Source organism: Pseudomonas rustica, from assembly GCF_018336155.1.
GTDB lineage: Bacteria > Pseudomonadota > Gammaproteobacteria > Pseudomonadales > Pseudomonadaceae > Aquipseudomonas > Aquipseudomonas rustica.
Map to the genome: position 1 here is coordinate 54,465 of NZ_JAGYHF010000008.1, position 24,498 is coordinate 78,962.

Sequence of the window (24,498 nt, forward strand, 5' to 3'; positions counted from 1 at the left end):
TTCCCACGCGGAGCGTGGGAACGATCAGGCGGCAGGGGAAATCAGCGCCCCTTCTTCCAGAGCCACGCCCCCACCAGCATCCCCATCACGCACAGCACCGCCACATAATAAGCAGGCCCCATCGCGCTTTCCTTCAGCAGCAAACTCACCACCATCGGGGTCAAACCGCCAAAGATCGCGTAAGCCACGTTGTACGAGAACGACAAGCCGCTGAAGCGCACCACCGGCGGAAACGCTTTCACCATCACATACGGCACCGCACCAATGGTGCCGACCAGGAAACCGGTCAGCGCATACAGCGGGAACAGCCAGTTCGGGTGATCGGCGAGGCTGTGATAGAACGTCCACGAGCTGATCAGCAGGCCCAGGCAACCGAACACAAACACGCGGCCGGCACCAAAGCGATCCGCCAATGCGCCGGAAATGATGCAGCCGATGCTCAGGAACACGATCGCCAGACTGTTCGATTGCAGCGACTCGGTCGGGGTGAAGTGATAGACCGTTTGCAGCACGGTCGGGGTCATCAGAATGACCACGACGATGCCGGCGGAGAGCAACCAGGTCAGCAGCATCGAGATCGCAATCGCGCCGCGATGGTCGCGCAGCACCGCACGCAGCGGCACTTCTTCAGCCAAGGCTTTACGTTGTTGCAGTTCGGCGAACACCGGGGTTTCGTGCAGCCAGCGGCGCAGGTAAACCGAGAACAGGCCGAACACACCGCCGAGCAGGAACGGGATCCGCCAGGCGTAATCGGACACTTCGGCAGGCGTATAAATGCTGTTGATCGCGGTGGCGACCAGCGAGCCGAGCAGGATGCCGGCGGTCAGGCCGCTGGTGAGGGTGCCGCAGGCGTAACCCATGTGCTTTTGCGGGACGTGTTCGGAAACGAAGACCCACGCGCCCGGCACTTCCCCACCGATGGCCGCGCCCTGAATCACGCGCATCACCAGCAGCAGGATCGGTGCCCACATGCCGATCTGCGCATACGTTGGCAGCAGCCCCATGATCAGGGTCGGCACGGCCATCATGAAAATGCTCAGGGTGAACATCTTCTTGCGCCCCAGCAGGTCGCCGAAGTGCGCCATGACGATGCCGCCCAACGGCCGCGCGAGGTAGCCGGCGGCGAAGATGCCGAAGGTCTGCATCAGACGCAGCCACTCGGGCATGTCGGCGGGGAAGAACAGCTTGCCAACCACGGTGGCGAAGAAGACGAAGATGATGAAATCGTAGAATTCCAGCGCGCCACCGAGGGCGGACAGCGACAGAGTCTTGTAGTCATTGCGGGTCAACGGTCGTGCGGGTTGCTCGGGCTGCGCGAGGCTCGAAGGCGCTGTGGTCATGGCAAGGGCTTCTCTTATAGTCGGATCTGCCGCCACAACAACGCTGGCGGTGGCTTGGGCAGGTTCGGCACCATAGCAAATTGTTCGAAAAAGCACATAGAGGCGCGTATTTGACGGTCGAAATGAGAACCCGATGGTCGTCGTGGAGTCTACCGACCGATATACTCGCAACCTGCTCCGGTTTGTAGGGGGTTGCTGTGCGAAAACGTCGTTGGCCCGGCCTTTGCTCGGGATTAGCCGGTTTCGCAGAGTTTCTCCTTAGGCGCCTGATGGAAAACGTGACGAACGTAGTATGTTCGGTGCTGAATCGTTTTTCCCGAAGACGGCTACCACCAGCAATACCAACGATGAGTCACGGGTCAGAGGCACCCTCGGCATGATAGAGCTCGAACAAGAAGATCCGATCCCGCAAGGCGACCTGGCCTTGCAAATCACCGCACTCCCGCGTGAAACCAACGGCTTTGGCGATATTTTCGGCGGCTGGCTGGTGGCGCAGATGGATTTGGCCGGCACCGCGATGGCCAGCCGTGTTGCCGGTGGCCGCGTCGCTACCGTTGCCATCGACCGCATGGCGTTTCTCGTGCCCGTCGCTGTCGGCGCGCAATTGTCCTTTTATACGCAGACCCTGGAAATCGGCCGCAGCTCGATCCAGATGATGGTCGAAGTGTGGAGCGACGACCCGCTGTCCAGCGAGTGGCGTAAAGTGACCGAAGCGGTTTTCGTCTTCGTCGCCATCGACGGCAGCGGTCGCACTCGCTCGGTGCCGCCGCGCGCGCGCTAAACCTCGCGGCCGTTTTACGGTCGATAGTTGTCCTTGTTACTGATTGAGAGCTGTCCGATGAACACGCCCAACGTTGAAGCCGTGAAACTGGATGAACTGAACTGCTGGCGCATCCGCCACGGTCAGGCCGAAGTGCTGGTGGCCCAGCAAGGCGCGCACATCCTCAGTTATCAGATCGATGGCCAGCCGCCGATCATCTGGCTCAACGATAAGGCAGTGTTCAAGACTGGCAAGAGCATCCGCGCCGGCGTGCCGGTGTGCTGGCCGTGGTTCGGCAAGTTCGAACGCAACCCGCAGAGCGTGCAGGCCATGTACACCGGTGAGCAACCGGCACCCGCGCACGGTCTGGTGCGGGCGATGGATTGGGAACTGGGCGGTATCGAAGCCGAAAGCAACGGTATCAAGGTCGAATTTAAACTGCCTTATCCCGAAGGCGGCCTGCCGGGCTGGCCGCATCAGGTCGATCTGACCCTGACTCTGCACTTGTCCGAGCAACTGAGTTTCAGCCTGACCAGCCACAACCGTGGCAGTGACACCGTCAGCCTGAGCCAGGCGCTGCACACCTATTTCGCGGTCAGTGATGTGCGCAATGTGCACGTCGACGGCGTCGATGGCTTGAAGTACATCGAGACGCTGGATGACTGGAAAACCAACAGCCAGCAAGGTGACCTGCAGTTTGCCGGGGAAACTGACCGCATCTACCTCGACGCGCCACCACAACTGAGCATCGTCGACCCGACTTGGGAGCGGCGCATTCTGCTGACCGCCACCGGCTCGCGCACGGCAGTGATCTGGAACCCGTGGATCGATCGCGCGGCAGCGTTGGCGGATATGGATAACGATGGCTGGCAGCGCATGCTGTGCATCGAGACGGCGAACGTGATGGATGACATCGTCACGCTCGCACCGGGTGCGAGCCATACCATGGGCGTCAGTGTCGCCAGCAAACCGCTTTAAGATCAAAAGATCGTAGCCTTCGGCAGCTCCTGCATTGGAATGCATATCCCTGTAGGAGCTGCCGAAGGCTGCGATCTTTTGCTTTAGAGATCAGATTCCTGCACCACCCGCACCTTATCGGCTTCCAGCGCATACGCTGCGTCAGCCAGGTCATTGCTGACCTTCTCGACTTTCAGCGTGCCGGTCACCCACAGCGGCGTGTAAATGTCATCCAGCTTCAAACCCTTCGGATAACGCACCAGCACCAGTTGATTCGGTGGCGGTGGCGGCACGTGGATGCAGGCGCCCGGATACGGCACGAGGAAGAACAACGTGCTGCGGCCCTTGGCGTCAGACTCCAGCGGCACCGGGTAACCACCGATGCGGATGTGTTTGTCGTTCATCGACGCCACGGTCTTGGTCGAATACATCACCGCCGGCAGACCTTTGGCCTGCTTCATCCCGCCCTTCTCGGTGAAGGTGCCGGTGGCTTCCGGGGAGTTGTGGTCGATTTCAGGCATGGCCTCGAGGGCCTTTTGATCCGACTTTGGCATCAGTTCGAGCCAGTCGGTTTCCGGCAGTTCGCCGGCGTGGGCCAAACCGCTGCCCAGGAAAAGGAGAGTCAACAGAAGACGGCGCATGAAGGTGCTCGGTATAGAAAGGAAGGAACGTTGAATCGCCGAGCATTCTAGCCCTCCCTGCCGCGTTGGCAGAGAGGACTTTGTCGCTTTGGATCAGTTCTTTTTGATCAGGCCGTAGATCACCAGCAACACGACTGCACCGACCAGTGCGCCGAGGAAGCCTGCGCCCTCGCCCGCCTGATAAATGCCCAGAGCCTGGCCGCCATAAGTGGCCGCCAGCGAACCGCCGATACCGAGCAGGATGGTCATGATCCAGCCCATGCTGTCATCGCCCGGTTTCAGGAACCGAGCCAGCAGGCCGACGATCAAGCCGATAAAGATGGTTCCGATAATTCCCATGGCAATTCCCTCTCAGTAGTAGATATGCGAAGCCTAGTCAGACTTTGGCATCCTGCCATGAGAGAACGGCGGCCCCTGAATGGTTCCGCCGCAGACACATGAAACTGAATTACTCGGCGATCAGCGCTTCGACCTTGACGATCTGCGCCTGCAGCGTGGCCATGTCGGCGCAGCGCAGGTTGGCGTGACCGACCTTGCGCCCAGCCTTGAAGGCTTTGCCGTAGTGATGCAGATGGCAATCTTCGATGGCGATGACCTTCTCAACCGGCGGCACAACGCCGATGAAGTTGAGCATTGCGCTCTCGCCAACCTTGGCCGTCGAACCCAACGGCAGGCCGGCAACGGCGCGCAGGTGGTTTTCGAACTGGCTGCACTCGGCGCCTTCGGTGGTCCAGTGCCCGGAGTTGTGCACGCGCGGGGCGATCTCGTTGGCCTTGAGGCCACCGTCGACTTCAAAGAACTCGAACGCCATCACGCCAACGTAGTCGAGCTGCTTGAGCACACGGCTCGAGTAGTCTTCGGCCAACGCCTGCAACGGGTGATCGGTGCTGGCAACGGACAGCTTGAGGATGCCGCTGTCGTGGGTGTTGTGTACCAGCGGATAGAACTTGGTTTCGCCATCACGAGCGCGTACGGCGATCAGCGAAACTTCACCGGTGAACGGCACGAAGCCTTCCAGCAGGCAGGACACGCTGCCCAGTTCGGCGAAGGTGTCGACCACGTCTTCCGGCTTACGCAGGACTTTCTGGCCCTTGCCGTCATAACCCAGAGTGCGGGTTTTCAGCACGGCCGGCAGACCGATCGAAGCCACGGCGGCATCCAGATCGGCTTGCGATTGAATGTCGGCGAAGGCCGGGGTCGGGATGCCCAGATCCTTGAACATGCTCTTTTCGAACCAGCGATCGCGAGCGATGCGCAGGGCGTCGGCGCTCGGATAAACCGGAACGAATTGCGACAGGAACGCCACGGTTTCCGCTGGAACACTTTCGAACTCGAAGGTCACCAGATCGACTTCATCGGCCAGTTGGCGCAAATGATCCTGATCGCCGTAATCGGCCCGCAGGTGTTCGCCCAACGCCGCGGCGCAAGCGTCCGGCGCAGGGTCGAGGAAAGCGAAGTTCATGCCCAGCGGAGTGCCCGCCAGGGCCAACATGCGACCCAACTGGCCGCCACCGATTACACCGATCTTCATCTCAACAACCTCAGGCAATACGTGGGTCTGGATTGTCCAGGACGCTGTCTGTCTGCTCGGCACGGAAGGTTTTCAGTACCGCGTGGAACTGCGGATGCTTGGCGCCGAGGATGCTCGCCGAGAGCAGCGCGGCGTTGATCGCGCCGGCCTTGCCGATAGCCAGAGTGGCGACCGGAATGCCCGCTGGCATCTGCACGATGGACAGCAGCGAGTCGACGCCCGAGAGCATGGCCGACTGCACCGGCACACCGAGCACCGGCAGGTGGGTCTTGGCCGCACACATGCCTGGCAAGTGGGCTGCGCCACCGGCACCGGCGATAATCACCTCGATGCCGCGGCTTTCAGCCTCTTCGGCGTACTGGAACAGCAGATCCGGGGTACGGTGGGCAGAGACCACTTTGACCTCGTACGGGATGCCGAGCTTTTCCAGCATATCGGCGGTGTGGCTAAGGGTGGACCAATCGGACTTGGAGCCCATGATCACGCCAACCAGTGCACTCATCGTCGCGCCTCTTCTCTCTGGAGCGCCCGCAGGCGCGTCATAAAACAACAAGCCACGCAGGTTGCGTGGCTTGATTGTACGAAAAATGGCCGGTCGTGCCGGCCGAAGGCCGCGCAGTATACCGCAAAGAAAGCAATAAACAGCCCCTTCGACGACCATCTGTCTTAGCGGCTCTTTTTCTGTTTTTGCTGACTTTCAAGTCAGCGCGCCAGCCTCTGCAAACCGTTTCAGCTCGGCATTAACGGCGCAAGGCCGCCTGCGAATATTAAGCATTACAAACATCAAATAACGCCCAACATAAAAACAACTATCCATGCTGCAATACTTGATAACAGAACATTAACTGACACATATAAAGACTGCACAAACAAACACTAACACGCTAATAATCCGACCCTGCCTTACAACGAGGCACACACCTAATTCATCCAAACTTTTCCACTTCGAAAACAACTAAAATGCCAAATATATTAACAATCACATGTGCGCTGCTTGGCAGCCTGTTCATGACTACGATGACTCAAGCCACAGTCGCTATCGATGACACTCCATGGCCAGCTGAACAAAACACGACGCTAGCCAGGTCGCTTGCTGCGCCGCTTGGCGGAAAAATACCGATATTCATCCACGCCTTCATCCACGACGATGTAACCCAGCCACAGTCGGAGATATTTGCCGAACATTTCCTGCCTATGGTCAAGGAACTGGAGGGCGTTACGGGACGCCGCGTATCAGTTCAATTCATACGCAATCAGCCGACTTATACTGACTTTGCGTATATGAATGAAGACGAGCTAGTTACTATGAAAAAGTGGAGGGATCGCACGCACGACTATAAAGTCGAAAAAAATCTTCCGTCCACACGAACTACAAAATTCATTCTACTGACCAAAAGCGCTCTAAATGATCGTGTCGCTGGCCTTGCCGGAACTGGGCAACAAGCGGCCATTGCATCTCTCAAGTCAGCAGCCAATGTCGGACATGAAATTGGCCACACGCTAGACGCCCTGCATGAAAATTCTGAAGTGTTCTACCGAGGCGGCTGGTGGTGTGAAAGTTACATGATCCCGAACCCGAAATTGTTGGTCGGCAACTGCCACACCTTCACTGAAGCTAATCGGGCAAGGATCAGTAACTTTTTGAGCAATGTTCCCTGAACGCATTTTTCCGCGACACGGCGGCTGCACGGACATCACGCACCGCCAGCCGCACCGCCTTCAAGCTTGCGCCACAGCAGGCGCACGTTGGCTTTGCGCACCAAGGCGCAGCGGTAGAGGCGAATCTCCAGCGGCACATGCCATTGCGGGCCGCCGCACACGACCAGTTCGCCTCGTGCCAATTCCGCACGCACGCTGAGTTGCGGCACCCAGGCAATGCCCAACCCTTCCAGCGCCATGCTCTTCAAACTGTCCGCCATCGCGGTTTCATAAATAGTGGTAAAGCGCACTTGGCGCTGACGCAGCAAGCCATTCACCGAGCGCCCGAGAAAAGCACCGGCGCTGTAAGCAAGCAACGGCACACTCGCCTCGCCTTCCAGATCGAACAGCGGCTTGCCCTCGGCATCCGCCGCGCACACCGGCAGCATCTCGGTCTGGCCCAAATGCAGCGAGGGGAATATTTCCGGGTCCATCTGCATCGCCGCGTCCGGGTCGTAGAACGCCAGCATCAGATCGCAGCCACCCTCACGCAGCGCATGCACCGCGTCGCCGACGTTGGTCGCGACCAGTCGCGTGGCAATGTTCAAACCTTCATTGCGCAGTTGCGCGATCCAGCGCGGAAAGAAACCCAGTGCCAGCGAGTGAGCGGCAGCGACTTGCATCACTTCGCCCTGCCCGCCCTCCAGATGATGCAGATGGCGCAGCACTTCACCGAGTTGTTCGACCACCGTGCGCGCGGTCACCAGAAACAACTGCCCCGCCGCCGTCAGTTCGATCGGCGTGCGCGAGCGGTTGACCAATGTCAGCCCCAATGCAGCTTCCAGACTGCGGATGCGCCGACTGAATGCCGGCTGCGTCACGAAGCGTCGTTCGGCCGCTTGCGAGAAGCTGCGGGTGGCGGCCAGAGCACTGAAGTCCTCGAGCCATTTGCTTTCCAGATTCATCACGTCCTCCCGGACACGCACCAAAACAGGTCACACGTCTGCCGCGCACGCGGCGTCACATGGGCATTATGCCGAATGTGCATAGGGCAGTGCTTAACAGCATTGGCCCAAAATTCCCCACAAGCCTAGCATTCGCAGCGTTCCGGCACAGACCGGGTCCATATCGAGATGATTTCTATCATGTCCTCCGCTGCATCTTTCCGCACAGAAAACGACCTGCTTGGCGCCCTCGAAGTACCGGCTCAAGCGTATTACGGCATCCAGACCCTGCGAGCTGTGAATAACTTCCGTCTCTCCGGCGTTCCGATTTCGCATTACCCAAAACTCGTTGTCGGTCTGGCAATGGTCAAACAGGCCGCTGCTGACGCCAACCGCGAGTTGGGTCATCTGAGCGAAGCCAAGCACGCTGCCATCAGCGAAGCCTGTGCCCGATTGATCCGCGGTGATTTCCACGAAGAGTTCGTGGTCGACATGATTCAGGGTGGCGCCGGTACTTCCACCAACATGAACGCCAACGAAGTGATCGCCAACATTGCGCTCGAAGCAATGGGTCACCAGAAAGGCGAGTACCAGTTCCTGCACCCGAACGACGACGTCAACATGGCGCAGTCGACCAACGACGCCTACCCAACGGCGATCCGCCTGGGCCTGCTGCTCGGTCACGACACCCTGCTGGCCAGCCTCGACAGCCTGATTCAGGCGTTCGCGGCCAAGGGCAAAGAATTCGATCACGTCCTGAAAATGGGCCGTACTCAACTGCAAGACGCCGTGCCGATGACCCTCGGCCAGGAATTCCGTGCTTTCGCCACCACCATGGGCGAAGACCTGGCCCGTCTGAAGACGCTGGCCCCGGAACTGCTGACTGAAGTGAACCTGGGCGGCACCGCGATCGGCACCGGCATCAACGCTGACCCGCGTTACCAAGCGCTGGCGGTTCAGCGTCTGGCCCTGATCAGCGGTCAACCGCTGGTTCCAGCCGCCGACCTGATCGAAGCGACTTCCGACATGGGCGCCTTCGTACTGTTCTCCGGCATGCTCAAGCGCACCGCGGTCAAGCTGTCGAAAATCTGCAACGACTTGCGTCTGCTGTCCAGCGGCCCACGCACCGGCATCAACGAAATCAACCTGCCAGCGCGTCAGCCAGGCAGCTCGATCATGCCTGGCAAGGTCAACCCGGTGATCCCGGAAGCTGTGAACCAAGTCGCGTTCCAAGTGATCGGTAACGACCTGGCGCTGACCATGGCAGCCGAAGGCGGCCAATTGCAGCTGAACGTGATGGAGCCGCTGATCGCGTTCAAGATCTTCGACTCGATCCGCCTGCTGCAACGCGCCATGGACATGCTGCGCGAGCACTGCATCGTCGGCATCACCGCCAACGAAGCGCGCTGCCGTGAACTGGTCGAGCACTCGATCGGTCTGGTTACCGCATTGAACCCGTACATCGGCTACAAAAACGCCACCCGCATCGCCGGCCTCGCCCTTGAAAGCGGCCGCGGCGTGCTGGAACTGGTGCGCGAAGAAGGTTTGCTCGACGAAGCCATGCTCGCCGACATCCTGCGCCCGGAAAACATGATTGCTCCGCGTCTGGTTCCGCTCAAAGGCTGAATCGACGCGTTACTTGTAGCACCGCTCACCAGGTCGAGGGACTAGACACCTCTCACCTTTTGAGGGCTTGGGGATTTAGTCCCCAGGCCCTTTTTTTTAACTATTTGATCCTGAGACCCGTATGTCTGGGGACTGCTGCTTAATGTGGAAATGAGCCGTTGTGGTGAGGGGATTTATCCCCGATCGGCTGCGAAACAGTCGCAAAATCATTGCGCGCGGTGTGCCTGACACATCGCATGTGCAGGTTTTGGGGCCGCTTCGCGACCCATCGGGGATAAATCCCCTCGCCACAGGGTTTGCTTCAGCAGAGGAGCAGTTCCTGTACAAGCCCGGCGCCGGTAACGCCGGGTGTTTCAAAGCCTCGTTTCGTCGCTTGCACCACGACTGTGCAGACGGGCGCCGCACTGATCGGTATAGTGCCGCCCCTCTTCGCATGAGCGGTCGTCGGTAACGAGGCCATCACCCATGTGAAACCCGAACTAATAACAAACCCGCGATTTGGAACCGGGACGAAACCTTCGCCTCACCTGTTGTGCCGCGCGCAAACCGGTGTAACACGATGTTTCTCCCATCCAGCATTTGCTTACACAAAAAACAGCGAGGAAAAATCCATGCTCGAAGTCATCAACGACTTCCTCTCAGGCAAAGTACTGATCGTGCTCATTGTCGGGCTCGGTAGCTACTTCACGATTCGCTCGCGTTTCGTTCAACTGCGGCACTTCTTCCACATGTTCGCGGTGTTCCGCGACAGCCTCAAAGGCAGCGCCGGCCAACTCAGCTCGTTCCAGGCCCTGATGCTCAGCCTTGCCGGCCGAGTGGGTGCAGGCAACATCGCCGGTGTCGGCATTGCCGTGACCCTCGGCGGTCCGGGTGCGGTGTTCTGGATGTGGGTGACCGCACTGGTCGGCATGTCCAGCAGCTTCTTCGAATGTACTCTGGCCCAAGTCTACAAACGCGCCGATGGCGACGGTCTGTACCGTGGTGGCCCGGCATACTACATTCAGCACGGCCTGAAGCTCAAAGGCATGGCAGTGGTGTTCTCCGTTCTGCTGCTGGTCACCTACGGCTTCGCCTTCATCGGCCTGCAGTCCTACACCGTGACTCACTCGCTGCAGAACGCCTTTGAATTCGACCCGCGCCACACCGGTATCGTCCTGGCGGTGCTGCTGGCCATCACCTTCCTCGGCGGCATCAAACGCATCGCTTCGGTGTCCGACCTATTGGTACCGATCAAGACCCTGGCCTATATCGGCGTGACCCTGTACGTGATCGGCACCCAGATCGAACACGTGCCCGCCATGCTGGAAACCATCATCAAGAGCGCCTTCGGTCTCGACCCGGCCTTTGGTGGTCTGCTCGGCAGCGCCATCGTCATGGGCGTGAAGCGTGGCGTGTTCGCCAACGAAGCGGGTCTGGGCAGTGCGCCGAACGTCGCCGCCGTGGCTGCGGTGAAACACCCAGGCGCGCAGGGCGTGGTTCAGGCTTTCAGCGTGTTCCTCGACACCTTCGTGATCTGCACCTGCACCGCGCTGCTGATCCTGCTGTCGGGCTTCTACACCCCGGGCTTCGAAGGTGACGGCATCGTCCTGACCCAGAACTCGCTGGCCGCCGTAGTCGGTGACTGGGGCCGCATGTTCGTCAGCGTTGCGCTGTCGCTGTTCGTCTTCACCTGCATCCTCTACAACTACTACCTGGGCGAGAACAGCTTGCAGTTCCTCACCCGCAACCGCGCTGCGCTGATGATTTTCCGTGGCCTGGTGCTGGCGCTGGTGGTCTGGGGTTCGATGCAGGATCTGTCGACCGTGTTCGCCTTCGCCGACATCACCATGACCTGCCTGGCCTTCGTCAACCTGGTGGCTTTGGCCATGCTGTTCAAGGTCGGCATGCGCGTAATGCGCGACTACGACGAGCAGCGTCGCGCCGGCGTCAAACAGCCGGTGTTCGATTCCAGCAAATTCACTGACCTGGATCTGGACCTGAAAGCCTGGCCAACCAACCCGCCGGCAACAGCGGGCAAGACCGAAGCCGAGCCGCAAGGCGTACCTGCAGCGCAACGCTGACAGGTGAATGACGGGCGCATCCCCTGCGCCCGTCAGTTATTGTGATGCAATAACTTGTAGGAGTAAGCCTGCTCGCGATAGCGGTTCATCATTCAACCTTTATGTTGGCTGAAAGACCGCTATCGCGAGCAGGCTCACTCCTACAGGAACTCATCGTTTCGGAGAATCCTATGAACCCTTCGACTTATCCCGCCGCTCAACACGTCATGGTGCTCTACACCGGTGGCACCATCGGCATGCAAGCCAGTGCCAACGGCCTGGCCCCGGCGTCCGGTTTTGAAGCGCGGATGCGCGATTACCTGCACAGCCAGCCTGAACTCGTCGTGCCGCAGTGGCGCTTTCGCGAGATGTCGCCGCTGATCGACAGCGCCAACATGACCCCGACCTATTGGCAGCAACTGCGTGAAGCGGTGGTCGATGCCGTGGACGTGCAAGGCTGCGACAGCGTATTGATCCTGCACGGCACAGACACGCTGGCGTACAGCGCGGCGGCGATGAGCTTCCAGTTGCTCGGCCTGCATGCGCGTGTGTGCTTCACCGGTTCCATGCTGCCGGCGGGCGTAACCGACAGCGATGCCTGGGAAAACCTTGGCGGCGCACTGGTCGCTCTCGGCCAAGGCCTGGCACCGGGCGTGCACCTGTACTTCCACGGCGAACTGCTGGCGCCGACCCGTTGCGCGAAAGTGCGCAGCTTTGGCCGTCATCCGTTCAAGCGTCTGGAGCGTCAGGGCGGCGGCGTGAAAGCCCCATCGATTCCGGCGTTGTTGAACTACAACCAGCCGAAGCAACTGGCCAAAGTTGCCGTGCTGCCATTGTTCCCCGGCATTAGCGCTGGAGTTCTTGATGGTTTGCTCGACAGCGGCATTCAGGGTCTGGTGCTGGAGTGTTACGGCAGCGGCACCGGGCCGAGCGACAACCCGGAGTTTCTGGCGAGCCTTGGTCGCGCGCGGGACAACGGCGTGGTGGTGGTGGCGGTTACGCAATGCCATGAAGGTGGGGTTGAGCTGGATGTGTATGAGGCCGGCAGCCGCTTGCGCGGGGTTGGCGTGTTGTCCGGTGGCGGCATGACCCGTGAGGCGGCGTTTGGCAAGTTGCACGGGTTGCTCGGTGCTGGGCTTGAAACTGAAGAAGTGCGCCGGCTGATTGAACTGGATCTGTGTGGTGAGTTGCTCTGAGCAAGGCTCTGGATCGGCCCTCACCCTAGCCCTCTCCCGGAGGGAGAGGGGACTGACCGAGTTGTTTTTCGCTGTCCGTCGACCTGATAAACCGTGTCGATTGTGGATTCGGCAGAGATGTCTCACGTCGGTGCATCTCACCAATATCCCCCAATCGGCCCCCTCTCCCTTTGGGAGAGGGCTGGGGTGAGGGGCTGTGACGGCATATAAATTGCTGCATTCCAGCCATCTCAAGGCTGGAAGATCCCATGCTGCACTCCCACCTCACTACCCTCAACGCGGTCTCGCTGATCCTCAACACCTTCAAAGCCGAAGGCCTGTCGAGCGAGGCGCTGCTCAACGGCAGCGGCATCAGTGCGGCGGATTTAAACCGTGCCGACACACGCATCACCACCAACCAAGAGATGCAGGTCTGCGCCAACGCGGTCGCGCTCAAGCACGATATCGGTCTGGAACTGGGCCGGCGCATGCACGTTTCCTGCTACGGCATCCTCGGTTATGCGCTGCTGACCTGTGCCACCTTCGGTGACGCTTTGCGTTTAGCGATCCGTTATCCGGCGCTGTTGGGAACACTTTTCGAACTGAGCCTGGAAGACGATGGCGAGCGCGTCTGGTTCGTTGCGGCGGACTATCGCGAAAGTCCGGCAATGGCAGTGTTTAATGCCGAGTTCTGCCTGGTCTCGCTGAAGGTGATTTGCGATGACTTGCTCGGGCATCCTCTGCCCTTGCTCGCCACGCGGTTCGAACACGCCGCGCCGGATTACCGCGACAGCTATGCCGAACACTTCAACGCGCCGCTGCACTTCGCCGCCAAGGACAACGCCTTCGCCTTCGACCGACACTGGCTCGATCAACCGTTGCCATTGGCGGATGCCATTACCCACCAAGCCATGGCCGAACGTTGCCGCAAGCAGAACCTCGAATTCACCGGGCGTCAGGCGTGGCTGGGGCGGATCCGCCAGTTGCTCAGTGCGCAATTGAATGCCGCGCCGGGGCTGGAAGGATTGGCGCAGCAGATGAAGTGTTCACCACGCACCTTGCGCCGCCATCTGAAGGACATGGGCAGCAGCTATCAGGAACTGCTCGATGAACTGCGTTTCGAGCGGGCCAAGCAGATGTTGTGTGAGGATCAGTTACCGATCTACCGCATTGCCGAAACCCTCGGCTTCAGCGAGACCGCCAGCTTCCGCCACGCCTTCGTGCGCTGGAGCGGCGTAGCCCCCAGCCAATTCCGCCCACACTGAAGATCAAATGTGGGAGCGGGCTTGCTCGCGAAGGCGGTGTGTCAGATAAGCTGATGTCGACTGACACGACGCATTCGCGAGCAAGCCCGCTCCCACAATGGATGTGTATTTCATGGCCAGCCCTGCGTAATTAAGGGGCGAATTGCGGTCAGAGGTTTTGGCCAGATCAATCCCCTTTTGGCCTTTCCTGCCGTTCTCCGATTCGCCTCGCGCCGCAACACTGGACGCAACCGAACCAGCCTTGCGGAGAACAACAAATGCTGACGATCTACTCAGACGATCACCACCTGCACCACGGCCGCTGTGAACTCATCGATGGCCAGCTAAAACCGTGTTTCGAGATGCCCTCGCGCGCCGACCATGTGTTGCAACGCGTACAAAAACAGAACCTCGGCCCGGTCGAAGCACCGAAGGATTTCGGCCTCGACCCGATCGCCCGTATCCACAGCCGCGACTATCTCGATTTCTTCAAAGGCGCCTGGGATCGCTGGACTGAGTTCAACACCGACGGCGACTTGCTGCCCTATACCTGGCCGGCGCGAACCTTGCGCGCGATCAAACCGACCAGCCTGCACGGCCAACTCGGTTATTACAGCTTCGACGGCGGCGCCCCGATCACCGCCGGTACCTGGCAAGCGGCCTACAGCGCGGCGCAGGTTGCTCTCACCGCACAAGCAGAAATCCAGCGTGGCGCACGCGCTGCTTTCGCTCTGTGCCGCCCACCAGGACACCACGCTGCCAGCGATTTGATGGGCGGTTATTGCTACCTCAACAACGCCGCCATCGCCGCGCAAGCCTTCCTCGATGCAGGCCACAAGAAAGTCGCGATCCTCGACGTCGACTACCACCACGGCAACGGCACGCAGTCGATTTTCTACGAGCGCAGCGACGTGCTGTTCACTTCGATCCACGGCCACCCGGAAGCGGAATTTCCGTTCTTCCTTGGCTATGACGACGAGCGCGGTGAAGGCGCCGGTGAAGGCTTCAACTTCAACTATCCATTGCCGGCCGGTTCCGGCTACGACGTCTGGAGCGCAGCGCTGGAGCAGTGCTGCGACGAGATCGACCGCTACGGCGCCGACGTCATTGTCGTGTCGCTCGGCGTCGATACGTTCAAGGACGATCCGATCTCGCAGTTCAAACTCGACAGCCCGGATTACCTGGCGATGGGCAAGCGCATCGCCGCCCTCGGCAAGCCAACGCTGTTCGTCATGGAAGGCGGTTACGCGGTCGAAGAAATCGGCATCAACGCAGTGAACGTACTGGAAGGTTTCGAGCAGTAAACCCGACAGACTGGCGCACAAACTGACCCGCCACTACGCGGGTCTTTTTTTGCCTGCGATAAATAGTTACCACCAAACGCCAAAGAACCCCCGCTACCTTCGCGAATCCGATGCTGCGTTTTGCAGCCTCATCGTCAGAAGGATCTGAACATGCTCAACAACGAGCCCGATTCTCAACCCACGCCCACTCCACCCGGCGACCTGTTGACACAACTGGTCACTGGCCCTTCCCTGCGTGAAGTCGCCTCAACGGTGCTTCGCTCGACACTGGCCGGGCTTTACCCGGCCCTTGAACTCGATCCGGATCTGGTCATGGTCGGCACACCTTCCTGGATCAGCGACGGTGAACAGATCATTGCGGGGGATACTCGTTTCGAGTCCCTGACCGACGCTCTGCTGTGGCACGTGATCGCCAGCAAACCGGTGATGTACATCGACGGTGAACAGTTCCTGACTCGACAACCGGGCGCCAACCCGACCATCCAGTTACCCGTCAATATCGATGCCATCGGCCGGCAGCTCAACACGCTGGCCTCGGTGTTGTTCACCGCCTATCAGGAACAGCAGCTCGATTACTGGAACCAGCTCACCAAGCCCGACACGCCTCGCTGGCAGGAGCTGTCGCTGGCCCTGCGCGCCCGTTGGAACCTCAAGCGGGTCAAAGGCTGGGACGCCGATCAACTCGCCCTCGCGCGCCTGGTATTCAATTATCCCGACCGCGCCCTGCGCCAGTCCCATGATCCTTACCAGACGCGGGTCTGCCTGATTGATCTGGATCGCGGAGGCGCAGCCGCGCAGCACCTCAACATCATGGACATCGCTGTGGTCATCGGCGTGCAGGGTGAACGCACGCTGATCCTCAGCCACTCGGTGGTCATCGGCTTTCGTGCCCATTCTTCACTGGAAGAACTGAGCGAATACCTGAGCCAGTTTGCCGATCAGCCACCGGAGAGTCCGGTCGAGTGGCGATTAGTCGAACCCGAAGGCAATTTTTTCGACACCCAGGCCTGCACGTTGATCGCCCTCCAGGCTCAGGCGCTGGGCGAGCTTGATTTCAGCGACAACCCGGCAAGACCAGCCCCGGACACCAACGCCCATCACGCGCACAACAACGACGCGCGCTTCAATCGCATCAACCCGTTATTACCAGAGTGGCTGAGCCGAGCGAATTCCAACGACCTCAGTGCGTTCAGCCGCCACCTCATGGAGTTGGCCGCCGTACGGCAGAACAGTGCCACTTCATTTGAAGATGACATCCCGCCGATTCAGCGTTTTGCTCTGAACAACATCAGCTTGCTGATGCAGAAAAAACACCCCGAAGCCAAAGACCTGAAACTTGAAGATCTGCGTATCCGCATTACCAGTCCGGTGGTCTGGGGTACTCAGGCCACCGGCACCAGCGAGACGCTGATCCTGAGCCTGGCCGAACTGGCTCTGGAAAACCTGATCGCGGAACCGTTGGGCGATAAAGAACTGTATTTCCTCGGCGCGCAAAGCGTTCCCCACTGGCTGACGACCGCCTATGTCGAAGAGCTGGTCACCACGCTTAATGTCGGTAAAACCTACCCGGCGCGGATCAAGGATCGACTGATCGATGACCCGGTAAAGTCGGCTTATCTAGAGGATCTGTACAGCCGTCACTTGCGAGTGCAACTGCCGCTGCTCGCGCTGCAAAACAAGATCCGCGGCGAAGGCGGCATTGATGAGCAGGGTTATCGTTACGTCGTCGCGGTGATGAGTACCGACGGTGAAAGTCGCCGCGTCGACGATCAGGAAATCGTCATCCGGCCACTGTCGTTCGTCCTTGACCAACAGGCCGATGACAGCGCTGATTCCGTCACCAACATGTTCGTGATCGGCCCGCGTGACCCGACTAGAGGCCCGTGCCTGCTCTACCGGCCCCTGCTGGATAACGCACTGACTCAGTACCCGACACCGGCGAGTCTGATCTACGCCATCAAGCATTCGAAAAAGATCCGCGAATCGGTACTCGCCTGGTTGCCGGATCGAGTGCGCGCCACTTATTCAAACTACATTTTCCACGGCGACTTGCCCGACCTCGCGGTGCTCGCCGAGCTGCTGACCAATCCGCTGCTTAACGTCAACCTCAATAGACCGGTGAGGCTGGGCGGCAACGTACTGGCAGGTGATTACCTGCCTGCTTTGTTCAAGGCCAATGCCCACGCGCTGATCGATCTCGCCGACCGGCAATCGGTATCAAACGCCGAAAGTCATTGGGCGACGCTGAAACTGGGGGCGTGGAAACTGTTTAACGCGGTGCTGCCATTTCTCAATCCGACTTTCGGCGCGGCAGTGTGGATCTGGCAGATTTTCGATGACCTGCAGCAAACACTTGAAGCTGCACAAAACGACGACCACGAACTGGCTGCCCACGCCCTCACTGACCTGCTTCTGCAATTGGCCATGGTGCTGGCCCATCGCGCGGCCACGCGGGGTAGGCCGACGCGCCGGATCGGCGAAACCGAAGCGCAGGTCAAAAACACAGTCGTTGAAACACCTGTGCACCCGACGAAAATCCAGATGAAACAGCTCGCGGACATTTCATCCGTCGACTTGCCGGCCAGCCATCAATTGGCAATCCATAGCGATGGCGCGCTCAATCGCACGCCCGTCAGCCTTGGTCAGGCTCTGGAACGCTTTGCCATCAACAAGCCGCCCGAGTTGGGACAACCCATCAATGAGGGCCCGCAGCAACACCTCTATGCCAGCGACGACAAGCTCTACGCCAATGTCGGATCGCGCTGGTTCGAGGTTCAACTCAACGACCAGCACGATGTACAGATCATCGACTCCCGCCACCAGCCACCACGCCCGGGGCCCCTGCTGGTACATAACCTTCAGGGGCGCTGGTTCATCGATACGCGCCTGCGGTTGCGCGGTGGCGGGCTCAAAAGCCGCAGAGCCGAAGTGCTGCGCAAGAATGCACAGCGGGTCGACGAACTGCGCCAGCAACTTAAACAATTCGACAACCAGCTGGGGCCGACGAAGGCGGCGTTGGTCGCTGCGCGCAAGGCGATGCTCAGTGCGCCGGATGCGACCTATCCCGCCCACGAAACGGTATTTCTGCAAAAGCTTGAAGCACAGATCCGCGCCTACGACGGCGCCATCAGCTCGGTCAAAGAGCTGAACCGCTTCGATGCCGTTCCGCGTTACCGCGCCTCAATGATCGAGATGCTCAGAACCCAGCTGTTTTTCAATCAGTCGTGGATCGATCAGATCGAAACGGCATTCAAGTCGTCGCTGAACGAGACATTGAAGCTGCTGGCCGGTGAGGAGCTAGGGATCAAGCCGGCTGATCTGGGCCCTTACAAAGAGATGCTCAGACTGACCACCCTGATGATCCAGCGTACAGAAATGGCTCAAGCGAGTTTTCTCGAACTGAACATTCTCGGCAAAGAAGCCGCGCAAGTTGCCAGTGATTTCAAGAGAAAACTGCCGGAGTACGAAGTACCGGACATGAAAGCACTACGGGTAACGCTGACGCGTCCGTTCTGCGTCAAAGAAGGCAACAGCGCCAGGCTGGACGCTGTTCGGGAAAACCTCGAACGTCTGGTCGACGAGGCCGATCTGGCGATTCAGAACTCGCTGGATCTGCAACGTGAGGATCATGTCCTCAGCGATAACCAACGTATCGAGCCGCTCAATGCATTGGTCGATCAGTTCGCCATCATCGACTCGCGATTACGCGATCTTGCGCTGCAGTCAGCCGCAGAGCTGATAACCGATCAGCTTGAGCAATTGCAATTACACATCAGCGAATTCAGCCAGCAAAGCACCCACCAACTGACTCAACTGTTGCGTGACCGTGGACCTCAGCAGCCACAGCCCGGCCCGTCACGCGCGCCGGTAAAGAAAGCCATCAAAACGCGCTTCAAAGGCACTCAGCTCGCGGTGCCACGCAAAGAAGCCGAGGGTCACGTGCAATTGGCGGATGTCAAAGCCAGCCTGACCGGCAGGGTATTGGCAACCTTTCACAAAAAGGAACCGGGCGTTTGGGTGCAACGCCTGCGCAGCAAACCTCCGAAAATCCTGCCACCGAAAAGTTTGAGCAGCCTGATGAACTCGGGGCAATCCTTGCTGGATGCGCTGCAGGGCTTTATCGAACGGCAAAAAAGTCTCGCTCATGAAGCGAACCGGCTGCCGATCGAAGTCGAAGAATCGCTGAACCACCACGCCAATCAGTTGCACGATACCGCCAAGGCCATCGAACAGGCGTTGCGTTCTGCGCCCTCTTCAAATGCCCAGGCGAACACCGCGACCCTGCTCAAAGAAAAACTCGACGCGGCGGTGAAACAGCTCAAGAGCGAGGGGCATTCACTGCGCGTGAGCATGACCAAACGCCAGTTGCCCACAGCGCCGCGCGTCGAATGGCTGGTGGCGCAGCAAGAGGTGACGATTGCAGTGATTGCCGGTCGGCGTCGGCTCAAAGGCCCAAGGAAAGACTTTCTGCAGGAATATGAAATTCGCGACCGCAAAACCAACGCCGTGCTGTGGTACGCGCACTTTCATTACGAGCGCGCCGACACGGTCGCCGAGTTGTTCAGCGCCGCCCACCTCAAGACTCGAGACCAGCGCCTGTTAGGCGGAGCCTACAACCTGACCAGTGCGTCCAGCACACAGGATGTGATCGCCATCTACCGCAGCGAGATCGGCGTGCAACTGGCAAAAAATCTGTTTTTTTCTGTCACCACACCTTCCACATCGCAGGCACACGCATGAATCCAGTCATCACATTGGCTTCCAGCCCGTCCACGCCCTTGCTCGATAAAAGCCGTCTGGTCAACCTGACCAGCCATGGGCCGACGCTGGCAGGTGTTGCTGCGCAATTGCTCAGCGAAGCCGTACACGGGTTATATCCCGAGCTGGCACTGAATCCAGACAAGTGCATGATAGGTACACCGCAATGGCGTGAAGAAGACCATCAGATCGTTGCCGACACCACTCGTTTTGAATCCCTGAGCCACGCGTTGGTACGCCTGAATTTGTACGGTGCCGCGGCCAACTTTCTCGCCGGTGAACACTTCCTGACCACGGAACCCGACGCGCCAACGCCCAGGCATCTGGCCGTCGACATCGAGGAGATCGGCCGCCTGCTTAATGAGTACGCGCCGCTGCTGTTTGTCGAGTATCAGGAACGCCAACTGGATTTCTGGAACAGCAGCAGCCGCTCCGAACCGCATTGGCAAGCACTTGCCGACTCTTTGCGCACAGCCCTGGACGTCAACCAGGTGCAGGGCTGGAACACCGAAGAGTGTGCCTTGGCCCGGCTGATTTTCACCACGCCGGACAAGAACATTCGATTGGCAACTCAGGGTGATTTCAGCGACATTCGGGCCGGCCTGATTGATATCGACATTCTCGAAAGCGCTGGCGCAACTCACCTGTTGCTGGGCGGCGCGCTGGTCATTCGCGCTCGTCACGAAGGGCACGAGCGGGTGTTGATGTACACCATCGAGAGCGGCTACGAGTCGTTTGCGTCGATGGATGCGCTGGGGGCGTCGTTGCCCTCACGCCTCTCCGAACAGCTGGACGGGCGACCGATGCAGTGGCGATTGTTCGAGCCGGATGGCAACATTTTTGATCACATGGCCTGGGCATTGGTGGCTTCGCAGCTCGACGCCATTGTCGCGATCAGCGCCAGTGACAGCGACAACCCCTCCGCTGCGGCCACCCTGACGGAATCGGTGATACCCGTCGACGAACAGGCCCGACTCGATCAACTCGACGCAGCAATTCCGGACTGGCTGCACAACGCCTCCGCCAAAGACCTCGCCGCTTACAGTCGATACATCACCGGCCTGGGCAAGCTGTACCGCGACCCGCAGGTCAAAATCAGCAAAGATCTGATCGAGCCCATCGACCGTTTTGCCCAGCGGCTGATGCACGAAGCAATTATTCGCGACAAACACGCCGAAGGCGCCGCCGCCCAGCCCCTGGATGATCTCGAGATCAGCATCACCAACAGCTTTACCGCCGGTGATCTGACGTTGCCCAACGTGCTCGACACCTATTCGCGCAACCTCGGCGAGTTCGCCCTGGAAAATACCGCGCCTTATCAGGCCAGCCTTCGTTTCAAACACGGTGAGCCTGTACCGGCCTGGCTGACAGTCGATCTGTTGGTGCGGCTGTCAAAGCAAGTCGATATCGGTCAGGTCTACCCACAGCTGATCAAGCGCAGGTTGCTCGACGACCCACAGGAGTCTGCGCGTCAGGCGACGCTGTATCACCAGCAATTGCGCATGCTGCTGCCGCTCGCTGCGCTGGAAAACAAAGTTCGCGCGCAGAACGGGTTTGATGAAACCGGTCTTGCCTACATTCGCCAATTGGTCGGCGAACCCGTTGTGTCTTCACAGCGGATTTCCATCTGCCCGCTGACGCTGATCCCGCAGCATCGACTGGTCAGCGCCGCGGACACCGTCACCAACATGTTCATCATCGGCCCGGGCGATCCGGACAATGGTCCATGCATCCTGTACCGCCCGCTGTTTGAACCGACGCTGATGCAATTCCCGTCACGACAGAATTTGCTGTACGCCTTGCATCAACCGGGCGAACTCAGGGATTCGGTACTGGCCTGGCTGCCCGATCGCAACCTGAGTTTCGAATATGCCCAGTACGTGTTCCCCGTAGGATTGCCGTCGCCTTGGCTGATCACGCAACAGCTCTCCGACCCCAATCTGCGTCTGGACGGGCTCGGTCACGTGAATTTCGGCCATGACGAAATCAACGGTGACCGGCTGCAGACGCTGTTCGAAAACAACGCACGGGCCATCGTGGAACTGGCGGATCGTCAATCGCTGTCCAACGCCGATCAGCGCTGGCTGTTGCTGCAGGAAAGCAGCTGGAGCCTGTTCAATGTCGCTTCGAATTTTCTCAGCGGCGCGCTCGGGACAGCCGTTTGGGTGTGGCAAAGCATTGAGGAAATCCAGCAGGCGCTCGACGCGCATGAACGCGGTAATCGCCTCGGCGAGTGGACTTCACTGGGCAATGTGCTGTTGACGCTGGGGATCATTCTGACCCACCACGCCGTGCGGCAACGACGTCGGATTTCGGGCACGGCAGGCACCCCACGAACGGTCATTGAAGTCCCGCGCAAAATCGAGGTCGCCCCGGTGAGCTCACGTTTTCAGCCAATGCCTTTGCTCAATGAACTGCCGCCTGAACACAGTTCATCGCTTGAAGTCGGCGGCTCAGTGCCACGACGCAACTCCGCCGAACTGGGGCGCTATCTGGATTCGCTGAAAGTGACACCGCCCGACCTGAAGCACGAAGCGTTGATCACGCTCAACGTAGAGCCGCCTCACCTCTACCAGCTCGGGGACAAGACCTACGCGCAGGTGCGCGAACGCTGGTTTGAAGTGCGTCTGGATCCCGAGGATCAAGTCACCCTGTGTGTACCGGGCGATCCGACGCGCAGTGGCCCGCTGTTAAGTCACGGTCTGCAGGGATTGTGGTACATCGACACCCGTTTGCGCCTGCGCGGGGGTGGCCGCAAAAGTCGTCTGCAGCATTTCAAGCACGCCAACGAACACCGAAAACAACAACTCGAAGACGCATTGAAGGCGTTCAAGGAGCGCGAAAAAATCCTCCAGGCCGAGTTGAACACGACGTTCAACGAAAAACTCAGGGCAGCCCCACCGGCAAGCGCAGCCGCCACGCGCGCTTACGGGCAAAAAGTGGAAACGGCCATCAACGAGTACGCGACGGCGCTGGATCAACTGCGCGAATGGCGCACCAAGGGCGGCACGGTCGGTTATGTGTACGACATGGTGCGCATGACCACAGAACTGCACAAAAACATCTCGGCGTGGTTTTTAATCAACAGGAATGCCTACGATGCAGCCACGCATGAAATGGCCTTCAACGTACCCGCCGATCAACCGATCCCCCGCCAGATCTACGTCGACACCATCAGCCGTTCGATCCATCTGGGCCAGCAACTGGAAGAGAAACTGACCCTGGCTCGTACCTCCCTTGAGCAGCTCAAGGCGCTTGGTAAAACCGGCATCATCACAGCGACAAAACTTGAAATCCTGATGCCCCGTGCTACCGCGCTGGATTTCAAAGCCAATGAAATCGGCATGTCCAACGAGCTGTGCCTGGAAGACCGCGGTGGCCCGCTCATGGGTCAGGCTCGCGAAGATGTCAGTAGCATTATCATCAGTGCGGCGAGAGCAGCGCATGAACTGGCTGTGCAGATCAATCCCGGAACACCCTCAGCGACACCCGCTGCGGAGCTGGAACGGATGAACCACTTCCTCGAAACCTTCAACGATGCCGACGAGCGCTTGCTCGAGCTGCCCGATACTCACCCGGGACTGGTCAAGCGCGCCCCGGTGATGCATCTGCGCACGGTGATCGAAGAGTTTCGGCAAGTGGCGCAGACCCGTCTCGACTCTCTGCTGCTCAATGAAGAATCCCTGCAGATCACCGAGACGTCACAATCCGAGCGCCCCGGTCCATCGCGGGCGATGATCAAGGTGCACAAGTCCCGACCACGCGATCCAGCCCCCGCAGCCCCAGCGCAAAAACCCGCTGAAGCAGTGAATAAAATACTGCCAAAATCAACTTCTACACCGACGCCGGCTCGCGACGATATCGACACCATAAACAATGCCCTGGATCTCACTCTCGATTACCCCAACTTTCTCAAGCGTACCCGCAAGGATGCGCTGCGGCCCTCACGTATTCCTGCCGACATGCAGGACATCCATGATCAGTACGCGCTGAAACTGGAGCGCAGTGCTGACGAGGTCGAACAAGCGCTGAAAAACTTGCGCGAAGCCAAAAAAGAGCAGCCTCCAGTGGCAGAGCTGAGTGCTGAACTGCGTGAAGCAGCCCGACATGTCAGGCAGGAAGGCGTGAATATCCGCGCCAGCCTGTACAAACTGCGCAAGCCGACGCAAACCGCCTTCAATTGGATGTACGAGCAAGCGCAGGTCAGTCTCGTACGTGATGAGCGCGGACGGATTGCAACGAAACAGTTCGGCGATTACTTTCAGGAATTCCGGATTCTGGACAAAGCCAATCACGATCGGCCGCTGTGGGTTGCCCACTTCCACTACAAAACGCTGCAGACACCGTCCGACCAACCGACGACGGCTCACCTGAAAGTCGCCGACGGCTACCTGGAAACGCTCACCGTGGATCAACAAAAATCATTGAATGCGTTCGATCGGGTCAACGGTGTTTTGCGCAAACTGACTGATCCGGCACTGCGCAAACTGTTCCTCGATCTGCCTGTGCTGGAGGAACCTGCCGTCGAAGAAAACCCTTGA

16 protein-coding genes are annotated in these 24,498 nt (G+C 59.3%); 10 read left to right on the plus strand and 6 right to left on the minus strand.

Going from position 1 to position 24,498, the window contains the following annotated elements; translation table 11 throughout:
• Positions 1–41 precede the first annotated feature (41 nt).
• Entirely contained in the window at positions 42–1,340 is a 1,299-nt protein-coding gene (locus KFS80_RS16745; RefSeq protein WP_212545375.1) for an MFS transporter, read from the minus strand.
• Positions 1,341–1,716: 376 nt separating this feature from the next.
• Between KFS80_RS16745 and KFS80_RS16750 the strand changes: the two genes are divergently transcribed.
• Complete coding sequence (locus KFS80_RS16750; protein ID WP_003229628.1) at positions 1,717–2,121, plus strand: acyl-CoA thioesterase; 405 nt, start codon at positions 1,717–1,719, stop codon at positions 2,119–2,121.
• A 57-nt stretch (positions 2,122–2,178) separates the two neighbouring features.
• Positions 2,179–3,078 (plus strand): D-hexose-6-phosphate mutarotase, encoded by a 900-nt coding sequence (locus KFS80_RS16755; RefSeq protein WP_212545376.1) that lies wholly within the window; start codon positions 2,179–2,181, stop codon positions 3,076–3,078.
• A gap of 83 nt (positions 3,079–3,161) precedes the next feature.
• Here the strand turns inward: KFS80_RS16755 and KFS80_RS16760 are convergent, their stop codons facing one another.
• The 4 genes from KFS80_RS16760 to purE all read right to left on the minus strand — a co-directional run bounded on the left by KFS80_RS16760 (position 3,162) and on the right by purE (position 5,731).
• Entirely contained in the window at positions 3,162–3,698 is a 537-nt protein-coding gene (locus KFS80_RS16760; RefSeq protein WP_007920225.1) for a DUF3299 domain-containing protein, read from the minus strand.
• A gap of 93 nt (positions 3,699–3,791) precedes the next feature.
• Positions 3,792–4,037: a GlsB/YeaQ/YmgE family stress response membrane protein gene (locus KFS80_RS16765; protein ID WP_016772475.1), complete on the minus strand. Its 246-nt coding sequence runs from the start codon at positions 4,035–4,037 to the stop codon at positions 3,792–3,794.
• Between the two features lie 109 nt (positions 4,038–4,146).
• Positions 4,147–5,229: a 5-(carboxyamino)imidazole ribonucleotide synthase gene (locus KFS80_RS16770; RefSeq protein ID WP_212545377.1), complete on the minus strand. Its 1,083-nt coding sequence runs from the start codon at positions 5,227–5,229 to the stop codon at positions 4,147–4,149.
• 10 nt (positions 5,230–5,239) lie between these two features.
• Positions 5,240–5,731 carry a 5-(carboxyamino)imidazole ribonucleotide mutase gene (gene purE / locus KFS80_RS16775; RefSeq protein WP_007920220.1) on the minus strand — a complete coding sequence of 164 codons (492 nt, stop codon included), beginning with the start codon at positions 5,729–5,731 and terminating at the stop codon, positions 5,240–5,242.
• Positions 5,732–6,237: 506 nt separating this feature from the next.
• On the opposite strand from purE, the gene KFS80_RS16780 reads away from it, so the two are divergent.
• Positions 6,238–6,888, plus strand: a complete 651-nt coding sequence (locus KFS80_RS16780; protein WP_212545378.1) for a hypothetical protein — start codon at positions 6,238–6,240, stop codon at positions 6,886–6,888.
• A gap of 35 nt (positions 6,889–6,923) precedes the next feature.
• Here the strand turns inward: KFS80_RS16780 and KFS80_RS16785 are convergent, their stop codons facing one another.
• Complete coding sequence (locus KFS80_RS16785) at positions 6,924–7,832, minus strand: LysR substrate-binding domain-containing protein (protein ID WP_159814478.1); 909 nt, start codon at positions 7,830–7,832, stop codon at positions 6,924–6,926.
• Positions 7,833–8,012: 180 nt separating this feature from the next.
• On the opposite strand from KFS80_RS16785, the gene KFS80_RS16790 reads away from it, so the two are divergent.
• From KFS80_RS16790 to KFS80_RS16820, 7 genes are all read left to right on the plus strand, one after another.
• Entirely contained in the window at positions 8,013–9,437 is a 1,425-nt protein-coding gene (locus KFS80_RS16790; protein WP_159814480.1) for an aspartate ammonia-lyase, read from the plus strand.
• Positions 9,438–10,048: 611 nt separating this feature from the next.
• Positions 10,049–11,497 carry an alanine/glycine:cation symporter family protein gene (locus KFS80_RS16795; protein WP_053125151.1) on the plus strand — a complete coding sequence of 483 codons (1,449 nt, stop codon included), beginning with the start codon at positions 10,049–10,051 and terminating at the stop codon, positions 11,495–11,497.
• Positions 11,498–11,667: 170 nt separating this feature from the next.
• A complete protein-coding gene (locus KFS80_RS16800) occupies positions 11,668–12,672 on the plus strand; it encodes an asparaginase (protein ID WP_212545379.1) in 1,005 nt (334 codons plus the stop codon).
• Between the two features lie 248 nt (positions 12,673–12,920).
• Complete coding sequence (locus tag KFS80_RS16805; protein ID WP_159814484.1) at positions 12,921–13,916, plus strand: AraC family transcriptional regulator; 996 nt, start codon at positions 12,921–12,923, stop codon at positions 13,914–13,916.
• 257 nt (positions 13,917–14,173) lie between these two features.
• Entirely contained in the window at positions 14,174–15,199 is a 1,026-nt protein-coding gene (locus KFS80_RS16810; RefSeq protein ID WP_212545380.1) for a histone deacetylase family protein, read from the plus strand.
• Between the two features lie 150 nt (positions 15,200–15,349).
• Positions 15,350–19,939: a coiled-coil domain-containing protein gene (locus tag KFS80_RS16815; RefSeq protein ID WP_212545381.1), complete on the plus strand. Its 4,590-nt coding sequence runs from the start codon at positions 15,350–15,352 to the stop codon at positions 19,937–19,939.
• A complete protein-coding gene (locus KFS80_RS16820; RefSeq protein WP_212545382.1) occupies positions 19,936–24,498 on the plus strand; it encodes a dermonecrotic toxin domain-containing protein in 4,563 nt (1,520 codons plus the stop codon). Before KFS80_RS16815 ends, KFS80_RS16820 begins: the two co-directional genes overlap by 4 nt.

Coding starts and splice junctions, on each gene's coding strand:
- KFS80_RS16805 (WP_159814484.1), top strand. CDS start 12,921: ATGCTGCACTCCCACCTCACTACCCTCAACGCGGTCTCGCTGATCCTC.
- purE (WP_007920220.1), bottom strand. CDS start 5,731: ATGAGTGCACTGGTTGGCGTGATCATGGGCTCCAAGTCCGATTGGTCC.
- KFS80_RS16760 (WP_007920225.1), bottom strand. CDS start 3,698: ATGCGCCGTCTTCTGTTGACTCTCCTTTTCCTGGGCAGCGGTTTGGCC.
- KFS80_RS16745 (WP_212545375.1), bottom strand. CDS start 1,340: ATGACCACAGCGCCTTCGAGCCTCGCGCAGCCCGAGCAACCCGCACGA.
- KFS80_RS16795 (WP_053125151.1), top strand. CDS start 10,049: ATGCTCGAAGTCATCAACGACTTCCTCTCAGGCAAAGTACTGATCGTG.
- KFS80_RS16780 (WP_212545378.1), top strand. CDS start 6,238: ATGACTACGATGACTCAAGCCACAGTCGCTATCGATGACACTCCATGG.
- KFS80_RS16810 (WP_212545380.1), top strand. CDS start 14,174: ATGCTGACGATCTACTCAGACGATCACCACCTGCACCACGGCCGCTGT.
- KFS80_RS16750 (WP_003229628.1), top strand. CDS start 1,717: ATGATAGAGCTCGAACAAGAAGATCCGATCCCGCAAGGCGACCTGGCC.
- KFS80_RS16765 (WP_016772475.1), bottom strand. CDS start 4,037: ATGGGAATTATCGGAACCATCTTTATCGGCTTGATCGTCGGCCTGCTG.
- KFS80_RS16820 (WP_212545382.1), top strand. CDS start 19,936: ATGAATCCAGTCATCACATTGGCTTCCAGCCCGTCCACGCCCTTGCTC.
- KFS80_RS16800 (WP_212545379.1), top strand. CDS start 11,668: ATGAACCCTTCGACTTATCCCGCCGCTCAACACGTCATGGTGCTCTAC.
- KFS80_RS16785 (WP_159814478.1), bottom strand. CDS start 7,832: ATGAATCTGGAAAGCAAATGGCTCGAGGACTTCAGTGCTCTGGCCGCC.
- KFS80_RS16770 (WP_212545377.1), bottom strand. CDS start 5,229: ATGAAGATCGGTGTAATCGGTGGCGGCCAGTTGGGTCGCATGTTGGCC.
- KFS80_RS16815 (WP_212545381.1), top strand. CDS start 15,350: ATGCTCAACAACGAGCCCGATTCTCAACCCACGCCCACTCCACCCGGC.
- KFS80_RS16790 (WP_159814480.1), top strand. CDS start 8,013: ATGTCCTCCGCTGCATCTTTCCGCACAGAAAACGACCTGCTTGGCGCC.
- KFS80_RS16755 (WP_212545376.1), top strand. CDS start 2,179: ATGAACACGCCCAACGTTGAAGCCGTGAAACTGGATGAACTGAACTGC.